The organism is Leifsonia sp. YAF41, assembly GCF_052113185.1.
Classification (GTDB): Bacteria; Actinomycetota; Actinomycetes; order Actinomycetales; family Microbacteriaceae; genus Cryobacterium.
The window spans coordinates 110243-128758 of sequence record NZ_JBFRCS010000005.1 but is presented as its reverse complement, the minus strand read 5'-3'; the positions used below and the strand labels follow the sequence as shown (position 1 = coordinate 128758).

General features: G+C 66.2%; 14 protein-coding genes, 1 tRNA gene and 1 other RNA gene. 13 read left to right on the top strand and 3 right to left on the bottom strand.

The window, feature by feature from the left end; translation table 11 throughout:
• Positions 1–9 precede the first annotated feature (9 nt).
• Complete coding sequence (locus AB4Y63_RS06520; protein ID WP_441790235.1) at positions 10–387, top strand: cupin domain-containing protein; 378 nt, start codon at positions 10–12, stop codon at positions 385–387.
• Positions 388–435: 48 nt separating this feature from the next.
• Here the strand turns inward: AB4Y63_RS06520 and AB4Y63_RS06515 are convergent, their stop codons facing one another.
• Positions 436–969, bottom strand: coding sequence for a hypothetical protein (locus AB4Y63_RS06515; protein WP_441790234.1), 534 nt, complete (start codon positions 967–969; stop codon positions 436–438).
• 144 nt (positions 970–1113) lie between these two features.
• On the opposite strand from AB4Y63_RS06515, the gene AB4Y63_RS06510 reads away from it, so the two are divergent.
• Positions 1114–1377, top strand: a complete 264-nt coding sequence (locus AB4Y63_RS06510; protein WP_441790233.1) for a putative acetyltransferase — start codon at positions 1114–1116, stop codon at positions 1375–1377.
• Positions 1378–1767: 390 nt separating this feature from the next.
• Here the strand turns inward: AB4Y63_RS06510 and AB4Y63_RS06505 are convergent.
• Positions 1768–1855 (bottom strand) — tRNA-Ser (locus AB4Y63_RS06505).
• 201 nt (positions 1856–2056) lie between these two features.
• On the opposite strand from AB4Y63_RS06505, the gene ffs reads away from it, so the two are divergent.
• The 3 genes from ffs to AB4Y63_RS06490 all read left to right on the top strand — a co-directional run bounded on the left by ffs (position 2057) and on the right by AB4Y63_RS06490 (position 5638).
• Positions 2057–2153, top strand: an RNA gene (gene ffs, locus AB4Y63_RS06500) — signal recognition particle sRNA small type.
• 258 nt (positions 2154–2411) lie between these two features.
• Complete coding sequence (gene pta / locus AB4Y63_RS06495) at positions 2412–4520, top strand: phosphate acetyltransferase (protein ID WP_441790232.1); 2109 nt, start codon at positions 2412–2414, stop codon at positions 4518–4520.
• Entirely contained in the window at positions 4517–5638 is a 1122-nt protein-coding gene (locus AB4Y63_RS06490; protein WP_441790231.1) for an acetate/propionate family kinase, read from the top strand. Before pta ends, AB4Y63_RS06490 begins: the two co-directional genes overlap by 4 nt.
• A 141-nt stretch (positions 5639–5779) precedes the next feature.
• Here the strand turns inward: AB4Y63_RS06490 and AB4Y63_RS06485 are convergent, their stop codons facing one another.
• Positions 5780–6424, bottom strand: a complete 645-nt coding sequence (locus AB4Y63_RS06485) for a hypothetical protein (protein WP_441790230.1) — start codon at positions 6422–6424, stop codon at positions 5780–5782.
• A gap of 262 nt (positions 6425–6686) precedes the next feature.
• Between AB4Y63_RS06485 and AB4Y63_RS06480 the strand changes: the two genes are divergently transcribed.
• From AB4Y63_RS06480 to AB4Y63_RS06445, 8 genes are all read left to right on the top strand, one after another.
• The gene (locus tag AB4Y63_RS06480) at positions 6687–8171 is read left to right on the top strand and encodes a phytoene desaturase family protein (protein WP_441790229.1); all 1485 of its coding nucleotides are present in this window, start codon (positions 6687–6689) and stop codon (positions 8169–8171) included.
• 200 nt (positions 8172–8371) lie between these two features.
• Positions 8372–10879, top strand: a complete 2508-nt coding sequence (locus AB4Y63_RS06475; RefSeq protein WP_441790228.1) for a DNA polymerase III subunit gamma and tau — start codon at positions 8372–8374, stop codon at positions 10877–10879.
• Between the two features lie 3 nt (positions 10880–10882).
• Entirely contained in the window at positions 10883–11482 is a 600-nt protein-coding gene (gene recR, locus AB4Y63_RS06470; protein ID WP_441790227.1) for a recombination mediator RecR, read from the top strand.
• A 224-nt stretch (positions 11483–11706) separates the two neighbouring features.
• The gene (locus AB4Y63_RS06465; protein ID WP_441790226.1) at positions 11707–13023 is read left to right on the top strand and encodes an aspartate kinase; all 1317 of its coding nucleotides are present in this window, start codon (positions 11707–11709) and stop codon (positions 13021–13023) included.
• Between the two features lie 132 nt (positions 13024–13155).
• A complete protein-coding gene (locus AB4Y63_RS06460) occupies positions 13156–14301 on the top strand; it encodes an aspartate-semialdehyde dehydrogenase (protein WP_441790225.1) in 1146 nt (381 codons plus the stop codon).
• 230 nt (positions 14302–14531) lie between these two features.
• The gene (locus AB4Y63_RS06455; protein ID WP_441790224.1) at positions 14532–15434 is read left to right on the top strand and encodes an ABC transporter substrate-binding protein; all 903 of its coding nucleotides are present in this window, start codon (positions 14532–14534) and stop codon (positions 15432–15434) included.
• A gap of 318 nt (positions 15435–15752) precedes the next feature.
• On the top strand, positions 15753–17354 hold the full coding sequence (locus AB4Y63_RS06450; protein WP_441790223.1) for an amidohydrolase: 1602 nt from the start codon (positions 15753–15755) through the stop codon (positions 17352–17354).
• A gap of 72 nt (positions 17355–17426) precedes the next feature.
• Positions 17427–18386 (top strand): ABC transporter substrate-binding protein, encoded by a 960-nt coding sequence (locus AB4Y63_RS06445; protein WP_441790222.1) that lies wholly within the window; start codon positions 17427–17429, stop codon positions 18384–18386.
• Positions 18387–18516: the final 130 nt, after the last annotated feature.

Sequence of the window (18516 nt, the reverse complement as noted above, 5' to 3'; positions counted from 1 at the left end):
GAAGAGAATATGAACGAAACAACCCCTGCGACTGTGGCACACATCCTGCTCGCCGACGCGGTGAACGTCGGTTTAGGCGAGGCAAGGCTGAAGCCAACGGCTGTCACTCCCGGGCAGCTCGAATCAACCCTGGTCACCTGGACCGCGCCCGAGGGCGGCACCGAGGCGGGCATCTGGGAGGCGACGCCGGGCACATTCACTGCCACTCGCGTCGGCTACCACGAGGTCTGCCAGATCCTCACCGGCCGGGCCACCGTCGTCAACGAGTCCGGCGAGAGCAATGAGCTGCGGGCAGGTGACCTTTTCGTCACCCCTGTCGGGTGGAAGGGCGTCTGGCACGTGCACGAGCAGATGCGAAAAACGTACATGGTCGTCAACGCGCCATAGGCTCCCCGGGCGCAATCCTCGCCCAGAAAGCCGACTCAGTTCGTCGCGCTAGATGTCGAGCAAGCGTCGAGGAAAGCGGCGTTCGAACCAGTACAGAAGCTCGGGGCGCGAGGCGTTGAGTTCCCGCAGGGTCACCGGGTCGGGAATGTGCACGATCGGAACCTCGAGAATGTCCGCGACAGTTTCCATGTCGTCGCGCGACCAGTACTGGCCGCGCATCCGCACCAAAACACGGCCGTCGACTCCGGTGACGAACAGCTGCGGGTGGGTGTCGAGTGTGCCCGATTGGTAGAGGTCGAGCATCATGATGCCGTCGATCGCGTCGGCGGGGATGGTGGTCATCCGGCCGAAGAAGCCGCGTTCGGCGATGTGTGACCGGCTCACCCAGATGGTTGTGCGGTAGAAGGCGATCATCGCAAGCCCGAAGAGAAGCATCAGCACGAGCACGACGACCACGACGGCCAGCCAGGTGCCATTCGGAATAGTGAGCCAAAAGATCACCGCAAGAACCGGCGTAATAAGCAGGAAAACGGCGACAGCGCTCTGCCTGAAGAGATGCCCGTGCGGGCGCAGTGAAACCACGATTTCGGGATTATCCCCAATTCGCGTCACTCCATGCCCCCCGACAGTTCTCACCGAGTATGCACCAAATTTCATACGAATGCATGTTCACGCGCTATTCCGCCCCGAGTGGGGGGCGCTGCTTCACCGGTAGGCTCTGGCCCTATGAGTAACGGGCCGACGACCAGTGGGCCGGCGGATGTCGTTGCGACCGTGCCGATCGGCACGCGTCTCGTTGTGCGCAGCCGCATTCCCGGTGGATTCACCGATGCGCTCGGTGTGCTTCACGCCCGCACCGAGACCCAATGCACCATCGACACCAAGCGCGGCCTGGTGACAGTTGACCTCATCGACATCGTTGCGGCCAAGGAAGTGCCGCCTCCGCCGCCACGGCGGGCGCCGCGGCGGATGTCGGCGGACGGGGAATGATGGCGGCCGGTCGGCGAGGTCTGCGACGAGGGCTGGCGGACGGCTGGATGGCTGGCTGAGTAAGGCGGCTCCAGCTGCGGAGAATGGGGGACCCCGTCGCTCGGGCTTCGCCCTCGCTCCTCCTCGAATCACAATTCTTTATTAACGAGTAAACGCCCGACCTTCGGCCGGGCGTTTACTCGTTGGCGGAGAATGGGGGATTCGAACCCCGGCTGTGGGCTTAGTGCTTTCACCCAACCCGTGGATATGCGAAACGCCCGACCTTCGGCCGGGCGTTTCAACGTTGGCGGAGAATGGGGGACCCCGTCGCTCGGGCTTCGCCCTCGCTCCTCGAATCACAATTCTTTATTAACGAGTAAACGCCCGACCTTCGGCCGGGCGTTTACTCGTTGGCGGAGAATGGGGGATTCGAACCCCCGAGGGCTTTCACCCAACACGCTTTCCAAGCGTGCGCCATAGGCCACTAGGCGAATTCTCCTGTCAAGCCGCACCCCGAAGAGAACGACCTCAAGAATCCTACCTGTTTCCGGAGCACCTCGTGGCCGCCTGCCCCACACAGCGGCCCGGCGGGCCGTCAGATCGCCCCGATTGAGGCAGTCCACAGCGGAATTCGCTGAGAGTCGGAACAGGATCTGAGCGCTGTGATTTTGGAGGAGGCGAATCCTCACCTAAACTGAGTGCTGGCTCCTCGCGTGGTGCCATCCAGGCCAACTCCCCCAGGACGGAAACGTAGCAAGGGTAACCGGGCTCTGGCAGGTGCGCGAGGAGTCTTTATTTTTGCCCGGCCCCGGCCCGGACCAGACCCAGCCGCCGACACCGCCGCATCCGTTTCGTAGGAGATTCTGAGACTCGCCGTGATGTTTTGGCGGGTTGACTCGGCGTGGCGCGGAATCTCCTCCTTTACGTGACACGGTCAACGTCGCACGCGTCTGATGCGCAGGCTCACGGCGGTACTACATCGGGGCCCACCGCAACCTGTGAGCTCCATGTGATTCCCCAGGGTTCCCGCCGACAGGGCGGGCTAACGTAGACCTGTGGCACGAAGCATCTACATCACGTCCGTTGAGGGACACACCGGCAAATCAACGATTGCGCTCGGCACTCTCGACACGCTCTCTCACCAGGTGAAGCGGGTCGGTGTTTTTCGTCCGATCGCCCGTTCCACGGCCGAACGCGACTACGTGGTCGACCTGCTCATCGGGCATGACGGCGTCGACCTCGAGTACGACGAGTGCATTGGTGTCACCTACGACGAAGTGCACGAAGACGCGGATGCCGCCCTCTCACGCATCGTCGAACGTTACAAAGCCGTCGAAGCGAAATGCGACGCCGTGGTCATCGTCGGCTCCGACTACACGGATGTCGGCAGCCCCACCGAGCTGAGTTTCAACGCTCGCATCGCCGCCAACCTCGGCGCTCCAGTGCTTCTCGTGCTCGGTGGGCGCTCCAGCCAGATCTCCGGTGAACGCCTCGGCCAGGCCGACCCGCGCAACCCCGGCGAGATGCATGACATCGCCGAACTCGCCTTGGTCGAGTTGCGTCTCGCGCACGCCACGCTGCTGGCCATCATCGCCAACCGGGCGGATGCCGACGAGCTCGACACCGTGCGCGCCGCGATCCTCTCTGCCAAGCCGAATGTGCCGGTCTGGGTGATTCCCGAAGACCCCTACCTGATCGCACCGAGCATGGAATCGATCATGACGGCGACCGCGGGAGTGCTGATCAAGGGCGACCCCGAACTTCTGGCACGGGAGGCGCTCGGCGTGGTCGTCGCCGGCATGAGCATGGTCAACGTGCTTCCCCGTTTGATTCAGGGCGCGGTGCTCGTCGTGGCCGGTGACCGCACCGAGGTGCTCCTGGCCGCGATGATGGCGCAGACCTCCGGCACCTTCCCGTCGATCGCCGGAATCGTGCTGAACGGCGGCTTCGAGCTGCCCGAACCGATCGAGCGACTGCTCGACGGTCTGCCGCAAACACTGCCGATCATCCGCACCGAACTCGGCACCTACGACACGATCGTGGCGATCACCCGCACGCGCGGCAAGCTCGCCGCGGACTCCCAACGCAAGTACGACGCGGCGCTGGCCTTGTTCGAAAAGCACGTCGACGCATCCGCTCTGCTCGACCAGCTGCACCTGGCCCGCACCGATGTGGTCACGCCGCTGATGTTCGAGTTCGGGCTGCTGGAGCGCGCCCGGTCGAACCGTAAGCGCATTGTGTTGCCGGAGGGCGGTGACGACCGCATTTTGCGGGCCGCCCACACTCTGCTGGCCCGCGAGGTCGCCGATCTGACCATTCTCGGCGAGACCTTCGAGGTGCGTTCGCGCGCGATCGAGCTCGGTCTGGACATCTCGAAAGCCGAAGTGCTCTCGCCCCACGACCCGGTGCTCGTGATGCGATTCGCCGAGGAATACGCGAAGCTGCGCGCGCACAAGGGCGTCACGCTCGAGCAGGCGCGGGAGCAGGTGACGGATGTCTCCTATTTCGGAACGATGATGGTGCACCTCGGCCTGGCCGACGGCATGGTCTCCGGCGCGGTGCACACCACAGCCCACACCATCCGTCCGTCGTTCGAGATCATCAAGACCAAGCCGGGCGTGATGGTGGTGTCGAGCGTGTTCTTGATGGCACTCGAAGACCGCGTGCTCGTTTATGGGGACTGCGCGGTCATTCCCGATCCCGACGCCGCGCAGCTGGCCGACATCGCCATCTCCTCGACCGAGACCGCTGTGCAATTCGGGATCGAGCCGCGCGTGGCAATGCTCTCCTATTCGACCGGTGAGTCCGGCACCGGGGTCGACGTTGAGAAGGTGCGCGAGGCGACGGCGCTCGTGCGCGAGCGCCGCCCCGAGCTGATGGTCGAGGGCCCGATTCAGTACGACGCGGCGACGGATGCCGTCGTGGCCGCCACGAAGATGCCGACATCCTCCGTGGCCGGCCGGGCGACGGTGTTCATCTTCCCCGACCTCAACACCGGTAACAACACCTATAAGGCAGTGCAGCGTTCGGCCGGAGCGGTGGCGATCGGACCGGTCTTGCAGGGTCTCCGCAAGCCCATCAACGATCTGTCGCGCGGCGCACTCGTGCAAGACATCGTGAACACCGTGGCGATCACGGCGATTCAGGCAGGGATCAGCGCATGAGCAGCGTCTTCGTCGTCAACTCGGGTTCGTCGTCGATCAAGTACCAGCTCGTCGACCTGGCGACGGAGAAGGCGGTGGTCACCGGCCTCATCGAGCGCATCGGCGAGCCCGGATCCTTCATCACCAACCATGCAGACGGCATGCGGGTCGTGCTCGCCAAGCTCGGTGACGTCGACGACCTGATCGCCGTCGGCCACCGAGTCGTGCACGGCGGCAGCGAGTTCGACGGCCCGACCCTCATCGACGATGAGGTCGAGCGCGAGATCGACGCGCTCGCCCGGCTGGCTCCACTGCACAACCCGGCGAACCTGCTCGGGATTCGGGCGGCCCGTCGTGCGCTGCCCGACGTTCCGCACGTTGCGGTCTTCGACACCGCGTTTCATCAGACCATGTCGCCCGCGGCGTATACCTACGCGATCGACGCCGACATCGCCCGCGAGTACAAGGTGCGGCGCTACGGATTTCACGGCACCTCACACAAGTACGTGTCGGAGCAGGCCGCGCTGCTGCTCGGCAAGCCGCTCGCCGACACCCGCACGATCGTGCTGCATCTCGGCAACGGTGCCTCGGTCACGGCGGTCGACGGCGGGCGCTCGATCGACACCTCCATGGGGATGACCCCGCTGCAGGGCCTGGTGATGGGAACGCGTTCGGGCGATATCGACCCGGCCGTGCTCGTGCACCTCAACCGGGCCGCCGGGATGAGCGTGACCGAGCTCGACGAACTGCTCAACCGGCGAAGCGGGCTGCTCGGGCTGACCGGCATGGGCGATATGCGCGATGTTCAGGATGCGGCGATCAACGGCAACGAGACGGCCGAGCTGGCGTTGCAGGTCTGGCGCCATCGCATCCGTCACTACATCGGCGCCTACTTTGCGCAACTGGGTGGGCTCGACGCGCTCGTGTTCACGGCGGGCATCGGCGAGAACAATGCGCTGCTGCGACGCCGCGCGTTGGCGGGCCTCGAACACCTCGGCATCCTGGTCGACAACGATCGCAACGAGCTGGCATCGCGGGCGGCCCGGGTGATTTCGCCGGCGGGCGCACCGGTGACGGTGATGGTGATTCCGACGAATGAGGAGTTGGAGATCGCGCGGCAGGTGGCGTCGATCGTCTGAGGCTGCTGACTTCGGCCGCCGTCTGACGTGATTGGTCTGCGCACGCAAAGGAGGAGATTCGGCGACTCGCCGAGCTTCTCTGGCGGGTTGAGACGGCGTGGTGCAGATTCTCCTTCTTTACGTTGTGCAGGTCGCGAAGTTTCATCGCTGTGCGTCTCTGACCGTGCGCTCGATTGCGGCGAGCGTCGAGGGCCACTCGCGAAGAATCAATCGCTGAGTGAGTCTGAGTGACACCCGACCGAACCCGGCGAAGACGATGTCGCGATGCCGATCTGGCTCGAAACGGTCGGGTCCGTGCCACTTCTTGCCGTCGGTCTCGAGCGCGACGCAGTCGTCGACCACGAGATCTTCGCGGTAATGCAGCCCCCGAATCCTCTCCTGGGCTACGACCTGAAATCCGACGCGTCGCAATCTACGGCGCGCAATCGTCTCCTGCCCGGAGTCCGATGTGAATTCCATCTCCCGGATGCCTTGTTGCAGGTGTCGCGGAGCATGTGCGCCGATGCGGCGCACCTGCTGTTCGGTCAGGTAATTCTCATGAACTGCCGATTCGAGGCATGCGATCGCGTGCTCTTCATCGAGGCAGTGGATCGCCTGCCACGCAGCCTCCATTGGATTGACAAGCCAGGACTTCTCTCCTGCCGAGCCGAACTTCGCGGGCGCCCAGTGATATCGGATCAAACGGCCGGCGTGATCATGAGCCGGTCGTAGCGCGCTATGTGAGTTCGGGGGCAGCTGCAGGTGCAGAGATTGATCGAGACCGGCCCAGACTCCGGCGCGGCGCAACGCGGTCAGACAGGTGACTCGGGCGTGCGCGGTGACCGCCGCGAATGACGCAAAGGAGGAGATTCTGCGACGCGCCGAGCTTTTCTGCCTGCGTGAGACGGGGTGTCGCAGAATCTCCTCCCTTTTGTACGGAGTGAGGCGTGCGGAGGGGCGATGCATAGGGCGGCGGGGGAGGATGCGGAGATAGAGGAGAAAGAACCGTTTAGTGAAGGAGAGGCTCAGAGCGAGGACAGCGACCTATGCTGGCGAGAGGGAGGCGCACGTGAGACAGCGCACGCAGCACAATCAGCGCACGCGGCACAGCGCGACCGAACTTGACGTCGCGATCGTCGGCAGTGGCCCCAACGGGCTGGCCGCCGCCGTCGTGCTTGCGCGAGCCGGCCTCTCGGTGCGCGTCTTCGAAGCCGAAGACACCATCGGTGGCGGCGCGCGCACACTTGAACTGACCGAGCCGGGATTTCGGCACGACTGGGGTTCCGCTGTGCATGCCATGGCGTTCGCGTCGCCGTTCTTTCAACAATTCGGCCTGAGCGAGCGGGTGTCGTTCGTCATGCCCGACATCTCATATGGGCACGCCGTCGACGGCGGCCGGGCCGGCATCGCCTGGCGCGACCTGGCACGCACCGCCGATGGGCTGGGGCGCGACGGCGCGGCCTGGTTGAGCCTGCTGAAGCCACTGGTCGACAAGGGCCAACGGGTCGCCGAGTTCGTGACCTCGCCGATGCTGCCGGTACCGCGGCATCCGTTCACCGCGGCAGCCTACGGCCTGCGCGCGCTCGAGCAGGGTTCGCCCCTCGCCGGGCTGCGCTTTCGGGAAGAGGTCGCCCCGGCCATGCTCGCCGGGGTGTACGCGCATTCGATCGGCCCACTTTCGACGCTCGGGGCAGGCGCCTCCGGCATGCTCTTGGCGACCCTGGCACACAGCGTCGGCTGGTCGGTTCCCGTGGGCGGTTCACAGGCGATCACGGATGCGATGGCATCAGATTTCACGGCCCACGGCGGCGTCATCGAGACCGGCCGTCGCATCGGCTCGCTCGCCGAACTGCCCGCGGCGCGTGCCATACTCTTCGACACCTCGGCACGGCAATTGGAGCACCTCGCAGGGGAGCGGCTCGCACCGGGGTATCGGCGCGCGCTGCGGCGGTTCCGGAACGGCAACGCCGCGTCGAAAGTCGACTTCGCGCTGAACGCGCCCGTGCCCTGGACGAACGCGGACCTGCGCCAGGCGGGAACCGTGCACGTCGGGGGACTACGCGCCGAGGTCGCGGCCGCCGAAACTGCCGTTGCGAAGGGCAAATACGCACGCTCGCCGTACGTGCTCGTGTCGCAGCCGAGCCTGTTCGACGCGACGCGGGCGCCCGCCGGGAAGCACACCCTGTGGGCGTACACCCACGTTCCGGCTGGGTCGGACCGGGACATGACCGAGCCGATCACCGCGCAGATCGAGCGCTTCGCTCCGGGCTTTCGCGACGTCATCCTGGCCTCTCAGGCGACACCGGCGACCGAGCTGGAGCGTCACGACGCCAACTTCATCGGCGGTGATATCGCCACCGGCGCCGCAAGCTTCCTGCAGCTATTGGCGCGTCCGGTGCTGTCGACGAAACCGTGGCGGGCCGCCCCCGGCCTCTACCTCTGCTCGGCCGCGACCCCGCCCGGTCCGGGCGTGCACGGTATGGGCGGATTCCACGCGGCGCGGCTCGCGCTCGCCGAGGTGTTCGGGCTTCCGATGCCGTCGCTCGCGCCGTAGCGACAATTCGACGGAGAGTGCGCCGGAGGCGCGGTCGTTGCGGCCCTTCTGCGGCGACATCCCGAAAAATCTCCATCGAATGGTGGGGAGTGGCGCGGGGAGGGAGACGGATGCGCGAGTGGTGCACCGTGAGTTTGGGAGCGGTGAGTCACCGGTGCCGTTCGGGGCGCTCTGTCAGCGGCTCCGACTACGATTGAATCGTGGTTACAGCCCTGTATCGCCGTTACCGGCCAGAGACATTTTCCGAGATGATCGGGCAGTCGCAGGTGACCGATCCGCTGATGACGGCACTGCGCACCAACCGGGTCAATCATGCCTACCTGTTCAGCGGCCCGCGGGGGTGTGGCAAGACGACATCCGCCCGCATCTTGGCCCGCTGCCTGAACTGCGCTGAAGGGCCGACCGACACTCCGTGCGGCGTCTGCCCGAGCTGCGTTGAGTTGTCCCGCGACGGCAGCGGATCGCTCGACGTGGTCGAGATCGACGCGGCCAGCCACAACGGTGTCGACGACGCCCGCGACATCCGTGAGCGCGCAATTTTCGCTCCGGCCCGTGACCGCTACAAAATCTTCATCCTCGACGAGGCGCACATGGTCACCCCGCAGGGCTTCAACGCCCTGCTCAAGATCGTCGAAGAGCCGCCGGAGCACGTCAAGTTCATTTTCGCGACGACCGAGCCCGACAAGGTGATCGGCACCATCCGTTCGCGAACCCACCACTATCCGTTCCGGCTGGTGCCGCCGGCACCAATGCTGGAGTATGTGCAAGGGCTCTGCGAGAGCGAGGGAATGAAGGTCGCTCCCGGCGTTCTTCCCCTCGTTGTGCGGGCCGGGGGCGGGTCGCCGCGTGACACGCTGTCGCTGCTCGACCAGTTGATGGCCGGCTCCGACGACAACTCGGTCGAGTACGAGCGCGCCGTCGCCCTACTCGGCTACACCCACGCCTCTCTGCTTGACGATGCCGTCGACGCGATCGGCGCACGTGACTCGTCTGCGGCGTTCGACGCCGTCGACCGGGTGATTCAGACCGGTCAAGACCCGCGCCGCTTTGTCGAAGATCTGCTTGAGCGGATGCGCGACCTCATCATTGTTGCCGCAACGTCGGCGACCGCCGCCGCGGCTGTGCTGCGCGGAGTGCCGCAAGACGAACTTGACCGGATGGCCGTGCAAGCGTCGAAGTTCGGCCCGGCCGAGCTGTCACGCACCGCCGATATCCTGAACGCTGCGCTCAGCGAGATGAGCGGGGCCACCTCGCCGCGCCTGCACCTCGAGCTGATGGTTGCGCGCACGCTCATCCCGGCCAGCGACGACTCGAACCGGGGCGCGCTGGCCCGTGTTGAGCGGCTCGAACGACGCATCGGGGTCGACGGCGGCGAGAGTGCGGCGCCCAGTGGGCAGACCGTGCCCGCGCGACCGGTCGCTGCTCCTTCGGCAGCACCCGCGCCCGTTGCCGCTCCCGCAGCCTCGACTCCCGCCGCCTCGGCTCCGGTTACCGCCGCTCCCGTGGCGGCGACACCCGGTGCGGCGCCGGCGACGACCGTGCCGGTACCCGCAGCTTCGTCGAGCCCGGTCGCGGCGACGACGGCGGCTCCCGCCGTGTCGGTGGAATCTGCTCCGGCCGAGTCCGCACCCCCTGCGCCGCCCGCACCCGCCCCGGCACGCGTACTGCCGACCGGACCGGTCACCGTCGCGCAGATCAAGGATGCCTGGCCCGAGATTCTCGACGAGGTCAAGACGGCCAAGCTGAGCGCCTGGCTGATCATTCTCACGGCGAGCGTGCTCGAGCTGCGCGGTGACGACATCCTCGTCTTGTCGTTCCCCAGCGAGAGCGACGTGACGAGCTTCAAGCAGCAGCAGCCCACGAACACCGGGGTGAGCGACTACCTGCGCGCTGCGATTATCGAGGTGCTCGGACTCCGGGTGAAGTTCATCGCGCGCGCCGACACCGGCGCAGGCGCCGTGCCGCCCACGCGCACGAGTGGGGCGACGGATGCCGTGGCGCCGCGGGTGCCGGCAACATCTGTTCCGGCTGCAGCAAAGGCCACGACGGCCACGGCCGCTTCGCCCACTCCGCCTACCGGTGACTCGGCGGCAGCGACAACCGCGCCCGCCGGCCGCACGGTTTCCTCGGGCAGCGGCTGGGCAACAGTGGCGATTCCCGGTGCCGCCGATGCATCGGCAACCACTGCGACCGTCGAGGATTCGGCCGCCGGGGCGTCTGCCGCTTCTGCCGCTCCGACCACTTCGACAGCCCGGCCGGCCGGCGCTCCGTCGGACGGTCCATCGGCCGACGAACCGCCCTTCGACGACGAACCGCCGCCCTTCGACGACGACGTCCCGCCGGAGACCGAGCCACCGACCGACCGTTTCGTCGCTCCCGACGAGATGAGCGCGCCGACGTCCGTACCGACGTCGATCCCGCCGACGTCGATCCCGCCGGTTGCCCGGCCGCAGGGTGATCCCGCCTCGTCGGTTTCGGCGCCGACGGCATCCACCCCCGTCGCAGCTGCCGCCGAATCGCAGCGCCCGTCGGTCGCCTCGGTCGCCCCGTCGGTCCCGATCAAGCGCCCCGCCGCCTCCGCCCAGGGCAACGCACCGGCCTTCGGCGAGAAGCAGCGCTACGGCGAATCGGTGGTCCGCGAGATTCTCGGCGCCACCTTCCTTGAAGAGCAGCCGCACAACTCGGCACCCCGACCGAGAGGCGATTAACGCATGTATGAAGGCATTGTTCAAGAACTGATCGACGAGCTGGGCCGGTTGCCCGGCATCGGTCCGAAGTCAGCACAGCGCATCGCGTTCCATATCCTGCAGACGCAGACTTTTGATGTGACACGCCTCGCGAACGTGCTGCTCGAAGTGCGAGAGAAAGTGCGCTTCTGCGACATCTGCGGCAACGTGTCAGAGCAGCAGACCTGCAGCATCTGCCGTGACCCGCGTCGCAACCCGGCGCTGATCTGCGTCGTCGAAGAAGCCAAAGATGTTGTGGCGATCGAGCGCACCCGTGAGTTCCGTGGTCTCTACCATGTGCTCGGCGGGGCGATCAGTCCGATCGACGGGATCGGACCCGACGATCTCAGCATCCGTCAGCTGATGCAGCGACTGGCCGACAGCACGGTTCAAGAGGTCATCATCGCGACGGACCCCAATCTGGAGGGCGAGGCCACGGCGACCTACTTGTCGCGGCTGCTCAACACGCTGGAGATTCGGGTCACCCGACTGGCCTCTGGCCTGCCCGTCGGCGGAGACCTCGAGTATGCCGACGAAGTGACGCTGGGTCGAGCGTTCGAAGGCCGACGGGTCGTCGGCGCCTAGCTGAGACGCTTGCGGCGGCGGGCGTGATCGATGTCCCGAACTGTGCAGGCGGATGCCCGACCGAGGAGGTCGGGCGTCCGCCCGTTTTGTCCCACTCGCGCAGCTCATGCAACGCGTTCCGGGCCCGGCAGCGCGGCCTTCGTCACATGGCTTCGACGGAATATGCCAGCACTTAGGATGGAAGTCCGAGCCGTGCTCGGACATCCCAACCCCAGGAGTGCCACGTGAGTTTGATCGTGCAAAAGTTCGGCGGGTCGTCCGTCTCCGATGCTGAGGGCATTCGGCGCGTCGCGAAGCGGATCGTCGAGACCCGAAAGGCCGGCCACGATGTGGTCGTCGCCGTGAGCGCCATGGGCGACACGACTGATGAGCTGCTTGACCTCGCGCACGAGGTCACCCCGATTCCTGCTCCGCGCGAGCTGGACATGCTCCTGACCGCCGGAGAGCGCATCTCGATGGCGCTTCTTGCGATGGCGATCAAGAGCCTCGGACACGACGCCCGCTCCTTCACCGGCAGCCAGGCCGGCATGATCACCGACGCCCAGCACGGCTCAGCCCGCATCGTCGATGTCACTCCGGTGCGCCTGCGCGAGGCCCTCGACGAGGGCGCCATCGTCATCGTCGCCGGGTTCCAGGGCTTCAACCGCGACACCAAAGACATCACCACGCTCGGTCGCGGTGGCTCAGACACCACAGCCGTCGCCCTGGCCGCGGCGCTCGACGCCGACATCTGTGAGATCTACACGGATGTCGACGGCGTGTATACCTCCGACCCCCGCGTCGTTCCCCTGGCCCGCAAGATCGACCGCATCACGAGCGAAGAGATGCTCGAACTCGCGGCCAACGGAGCCAAGGTTCTGTATATTCGCGCCGTGGAATATGCCAGACGTCACAACGTGACGCTGCACGTGCGTTCGTCGTTCAACAACAACGAAGGCACCATCGTTTACAACCCGGACAGCGCCACCGACCGGGGGATCACGAGCAACGACGAAGCCGTGTCAGAGAGAAAAGAGACTGTCGTGGAAAACCCGATGATTGCCGGCGTTGCCGCCGACCTCAGCGAAGCCAAGATCACGATTGTCGGCGTGCCCGACATCCCGGGCAAGGCCGCACAGATTTTCAAGATCGTCGCTAAGACGAACGCAAACGTCGACATGATCGTGCAGAACGTGTCGTCGGCCGTGACCGGTCGCACCGACATCTCGTTCACCGTTCCGATGAACGACGGCCACCGCGTCATGCAGGCGCTGGAAGCCGAGAAAGACGAAGCCGGCTTCGAGTCGCTGCAGTATGACGACCAGATCGGCAAGCTCGCGCTCGTCGGCGCCGGTATGCGCACCAACTCGGGTGTCTCGGCCAAGCTCTTCGAAGCGCTCTCCGAGGCCGGAATCAACATTGAGATGATCTCCACCAGTGAGATCCGCATCTCGGTCGTCGTCCGGGCCGACAGCGTCAACACCGCGCTCCGCATCGTGCACACCTCGTTCGGCCTCGACGCCGAGTCCGAGGCGCAGGTTCACGGCGGCACCGGCCGCTAGGCTGCGTCGCCCTACAGCCCGCGCCGCCTCGCCACAGCAGCTCACACCCGTCACCTTCGGGTTGTGTTGCTAACTCCGGTAATGCCTCCCTCAAGTGCCTGACTCAGGCCGAATTCGGGTGGTTTTGCAAGAATGACCGGAGTTACCAACGCGGAAGCGACGAGAACTACCGAGAACGACAGTTTCGACAGTAAGGAAGTACCAGTGACCAGCACCGCAGGAATCAACATCGGCGTCGTCGGAGCCACCGGACAGGTCGGAGCCGTCGTGCGCCGCCTGCTCGAAGAGCGCGACTTCCCCGTTGCCAGCATCCGTTACTTCGCCTCGGCTCGCTCCGCCGGCAAGGTTCTGCCCTGGAAAGACGGGGAGATCGTCGTCGAAGACTCGGCGACCGCCGACCCGACCGGGCTCGACATCGCCATCTTCTCTGCCGGTGCCACGCTCTCGAAGGCCCAGGCCCCCCGCTTCGCCGCGGCCGGCGTCACCGTGATCGACAACTCGTCGGGCTGGCGGATGGACCCCGAGGTTCCCCTCGTCGTCAGCGAGGTCAACCCGCACGCCATCAAGCAGGCCGTCAAGGGAATCATCGCGAACCCGAACTGCACCACGATGGCGGCCATGCCCGTACTCAAGGTGCTGCACGAGGAAGCCGGGCTCGAGCGTCTCACCGTGAGCACCTACCAGGCGGTGTCCGGAAGCGGCCTCGTCGGCGCCGAAGAGCTCGCCACCCAGGTGCGCGCTGCAGTCGAAGACGAGAACCTGCTGCAGCTCGTCCACGACGGCTCGGCCGTCACGCTGCCGGCACCCACCATCTATGCGCGCCCGATCGCGTTCGACGTGATCCCGCTGGCCGGCTCCATTGTCGACGACGGCTCCAACGAGACCGACGAGGAGAAGAAGCTGCGCAACGAGTCGCGCAAGATCCTCGAGCTTCCTGATCTGCGGGTCAGCGGCACCTGCGTGCGCGTTCCGGTCTTCACCGGCCACTCGCTGTCGATCAACGCCGAGTTCGCTCGCCCGCTCTCGGCGGCCCGGGCCACCGCGTTGCTGGCGGATGCGCCGGGTGTCACGCTCACCGACATCCCGACCCCGCTCGAAGCCGCCGGCCGGGACGACAGCTTCGTCGGTCGCATCCGTCAGGACGAGGGTGCACCGGATGGCCGCGGCATCGCCCTGTTCATCAGCAACGACAACCTGCGAAAGGGCGCGGCACTGAACGCCGTGCAGATCGCCGAACTGGTGGCTGCCGATGTGCTCGCAGCCCCGGTCGCCAGCTGACCGAACCCTCAGCACACGTAGGCACCGCCTGAATGGGCACCCGCGATTCGCGGGTGCCCATTCGTCGTTCTGCCCGCGACAGCTGGTCGTTTCAGCCGGTCGTTTTCGATCCGGAGTCACGTTGGCTATACAGTGTGCAGAATGCAACGGTGCATGGCCGCGACGATGACGTCGCCCGGCCCGCGTCCGCTCCGGCAGCGGTTCGCGACACAGACAGTGAAAGAGGAATTATGCGCGTTCGACTCATCCTTCCGGTTCTTGCGGCTACTGCGGCCCTTCTGCTGACCGGATGCGTTGACAACTCCGCACCGGCCGTCAAGAACGGTGCCGGCAGCACAAGCGGCTCCGCAACCACGCAGAAGGATGCGACCGCTGCTGGATTACTTCCGGCCGGAATCGCGAAGGCCGGCGTGCTGCGCATCGGCACCGACGCCCAGTCGGCCCCCAACGAGTACAAGGACGCCGACGGCAACCCGGTCGGCTGGGGCATCGAGCTGGCCGAAGGCATCGCCGGCAAGCTCGGCCTGACCACCGAGTACAAGGTCGCCCAGTTCGACAGCATCATTCCGAGCATCGTCGGCGGTCAGCTCGACATGGGTATGTCGTCGTTCACCGACACCGTCGAGCGCGAGGAAGTCGTCTCCTTCGTCAACCACTACGCTGCCGGAATCCAGTGGGCGTCGCAGACCGACAAGGTCGTAGACCCGAACGATGCCTGCGGCCTCAAGGTCGCCGTGCAGGCGAACACCGTGCAGGACACCGAGGAGATCCCAGCCAAGAGCAGTGCCTGCGTCGCCGCCGGCAAGGCGCCGATCGAGCAGGTGCGGTTCGACACTCAGGATGCCGCGGTGAACGCGGTCGTGCTCGGCCAGGCTGACGCCTGGACTGCCGACTCACCTGTCGCGCTCTACGCGATCTCGCAGACCAAGGGCAAGCTCATTCCGGCCGGGAAGACGTTCGACCTGTCGCCCTACGGAATCGCGACAGCCAAAGGCACCGGCATGGCTGAAGCCGTGCAGGCTGCCCTGCAGTCGATGGTCGACGACGGCAGCTACACGAAGATCCTCGATGCCTGGGGTGTCGCCGACGGCGGCCTCGGCAGCATCACGATCAACGCGGCGAGCAACAGTTAGCTCGTCGACAACCCCTCGCTGACACGAAGGCGGGTGGGCGGAGGAAGCGGCAGTGCCGCATCCTCGCCCGCCCGCCTTCGGCGTTGGTGGCGGCCTCCGTTTGCGGGCTGCGGGGTCGCGAAGCTGCGAATTTGTGTCTGAGCGGCTGTGAATGTACTGTATGCAGTATTCAGGTTAGCAATGAGGCACTGAAGCGGGGTCGACACAATCGACCTCGAGCGCAGCGGTCTTGGGCAGACGACAGTTTCACGTGGGACATCAGATTCCTCGCCGCCAGGTGCGTTCGAGCGAAGCTGTCTGAGGCATTGCGAGACCACCATGAGCGTTACCGTCTACGAAAACGGCGTGTTTCACACCCCCGGTGCACGCACCGAATCATCACCGGCCATGCTGGTACGGGGCGAAACAATCGAACACATCGGCACCTCAGCCGACTGCAACGACCGCGCCAACGGGCCTCACGCCACGGTCGACCTGGGCGGGGCCGACGTCGTCGCCGGTTTCACCGACAGCCACATCCACACTGCCCAGCTGGCGTTGCAGTCCGCCGAAATCGACCTCTCGTCGGCGCGTTCCCTCGACGAAACCCTCGCGCTAGTCGCGGCCCGCGTCAGCGCGGCACGGGCGGCAGAGCCGCACGGCACCGACTGGATCTTCGGCGGACGCTGGAACAATCGCCTCTGGGTCGACCGCGCCACTCCGACACGATTCCAGCTCGATGCGGTGACCGGCGACATCCCGGTTGCCCTGCACCACGGCGACCTGCACACCTTCTGGGTGAACTCGGCGGCACTCGCGCGAATGGGCATCGGGCGAGACTCGGCCGACCCGATCGGCGGCAGCTACTCACGCGACGCGTCGGGCGACCTCACCGGCATCCTCGGGGAGGCCGCCGCCTTCGCCGCGGAACGATTCTTCGCGCCACTGACCAGTTCCGCGCTCGATGCGACACTCGGCGCCACGCTGCAGGGGTTGCTCGCGCACGGCGTGACCTCGATCCACGACATCGACGGTGAGGATGCCCTCCGCGCGTTCAGCGCACGGCACCAGGCCGGGCGCCTCCCGTTGCGCGTGCACAAGCTGATGCCCGTCGCGTCGCTCGAGAGCCTGATCGAGCGCGGCATCCGCTCGGGCGACGGCGATGACTGGCTGCGATTCGGCGCCGTCAAGATCTTCGGCGACGGATCGCTCTCGTCGCACACCTGCCTGCTGCACGAGGCGTACCCCGGCCAGCCGGGCAACACCGGGATCGCCGTCACCCCGCCGGAACTGTTGAACGCGCTGGTGCAACGGTTGGCCGACAACGGCCTCGCTGCGGCGGTGCACGCCATTGGCGACGGCGCCGTCACGAACGCCGTCGCCGCGCTCGAACGGGTGACGCGGCCTGACGGTTCTGGCGCCCTGCTGCCAAACCGGGTCGAACACGTGCAGCACAGCACCCCGAACGACATCACGAGGCTCGGCGCGCTCGGTGCCGTCGCCTGCATGCAGCCGTCGTCGTGCACGTCAGACATCGACATGGTCGACGAACTGCTCGGCGGCCGTGACATCGTCTCCTACGCCTGGCGCAGCATCCTGGATGCCGGCGGCACGCTCGCCTTCAGCTCCGATGCGCCCGTCGAAAGCACCAACCCGTTCACCGGCATCCACGCCGCCATCACCCGGCAGCGGACGAACGGATACCCGCAGGGCGGCTGGCAGCCTGCCGAGCGACTGAGCCGGGCTGAGGCATTCGCCGCGTACACGACCGGACCGGCCACCGCATCCGGCGAGACCGCCTCGAAGGGGCGTCTCGCCGCCGGCTATCTGGCCGACTTCGCTGTGCTGGACCGGGATCCGTTCGCCGTCGACGAGGCCGCGTTGCTGGATACCGCGGTCACGCTGACCGTTGTCGGCGGCGAGGTGCGTTGGGCTCGCTAGGCCCTCACACACGTTCTACCCGCACCACCCGCACCACCGTTCTGCCTCACGTTGAATCAAAGGAGATTGACAATGAAAAGCACCCCGTTCCGCCTCGCCGCCCTCGCCGCTGTAGCCCTCGGCTCACTGCTGCTGACCGGCTGTGGTGGCCAGTCGCTGGCCGCCGCACCGGTCGGCACCGACGCCCCGGCGGCTGAAGCGTTCAAGAACCCGATCCCGTCCGGCGACCTCGCCGCATCCGTGCTCGAGGGCATCAGCCAGAACGCCGACTTCGCCGCCCGTGTTCCGGCCGAGATCAAGACCAACGGGCTCAAGGTCGCCACGGCCGACGGCTACCCGCCCATGGAGATGTTCGACGCAGACGGCAAGACCATGGTGGGCGTCGACATGTCGCTGATGCGCGCCATCGCCGACAGCTGGGGCGTCAAAGTTGTGATCACCAACTCCGATGTGAACTCGATGATGCCAGGCGTCGCGTCCGGTCGCTTCGATGTGCTCGCCTCGGGCTTCAACGACACCGAGGTGCGCCGCGAGAAGGCTTCCTTCGTCGACTACGCCAAGTCGTCGGGCGCCATCATCGTCGCGAAGGGTAACCCAGAGGGTATCAACGCGCCGGCCGACCTCTGCGGTCACACGATGGCAGTTCTCGACAACGGCTACTACATGCAGCTCGCCACGACTTTCAGTGACGACTGCGTCGCCCAGGGCAAGGCCGCCATCGAGATCCTCGGTTTCGCCAACGACCCCGAGGCGCTGCTGCAGCTGCAGAGCGGCCGCGCACAGGCCGGCATGAACGACTACCCGGTCGGCGTCTTCCGGGCCAAGGAGTCCGGCGGCACCATCGAGGCCATCGAGATCCCGGGTGAATCGCTCTTCGGCCTGGCCGTCGACCCGACGAACGAAGAACTCATCACGCTTCTGCAGGACACCGTCAACAAGCTGATCGCCGACGGCGACTACGACGAGATCCTCGCCGCGTGGGACCTCTCTGGCATGGCACTCACCGAGGCAACGGTCAACCAGGGCAAGTAGCCACCGGGGGGCGGATGCCGATCGGGTGACCTTCGTCGCCCGCGAGCTCCGCCCCCTCTCACCCCACCGGGGCACGGCCGCGTTCGCGCGGACCGTGCCCGTTGAGCCAACGCAATCGATCCAACGCAAT

Coding starts and splice junctions, on each gene's coding strand:
- AB4Y63_RS06520 (WP_441790235.1), top strand. CDS start 10: ATGAACGAAACAACCCCTGCGACTGTGGCACACATCCTGCTCGCCGAC.
- AB4Y63_RS06510 (WP_441790233.1), top strand. CDS start 1,114: ATGAGTAACGGGCCGACGACCAGTGGGCCGGCGGATGTCGTTGCGACC.
- AB4Y63_RS06490 (WP_441790231.1), top strand. CDS start 4,517: ATGAGCAGCGTCTTCGTCGTCAACTCGGGTTCGTCGTCGATCAAGTAC.
- recR (WP_441790227.1), top strand. CDS start 10,883: ATGTATGAAGGCATTGTTCAAGAACTGATCGACGAGCTGGGCCGGTTG.
- AB4Y63_RS06460 (WP_441790225.1), top strand. CDS start 13,156: ATGACCGGAGTTACCAACGCGGAAGCGACGAGAACTACCGAGAACGAC.
- AB4Y63_RS06455 (WP_441790224.1), top strand. CDS start 14,532: ATGCGCGTTCGACTCATCCTTCCGGTTCTTGCGGCTACTGCGGCCCTT.
- AB4Y63_RS06450 (WP_441790223.1), top strand. CDS start 15,753: ATGAGCGTTACCGTCTACGAAAACGGCGTGTTTCACACCCCCGGTGCA.
- AB4Y63_RS06445 (WP_441790222.1), top strand. CDS start 17,427: ATGAAAAGCACCCCGTTCCGCCTCGCCGCCCTCGCCGCTGTAGCCCTC.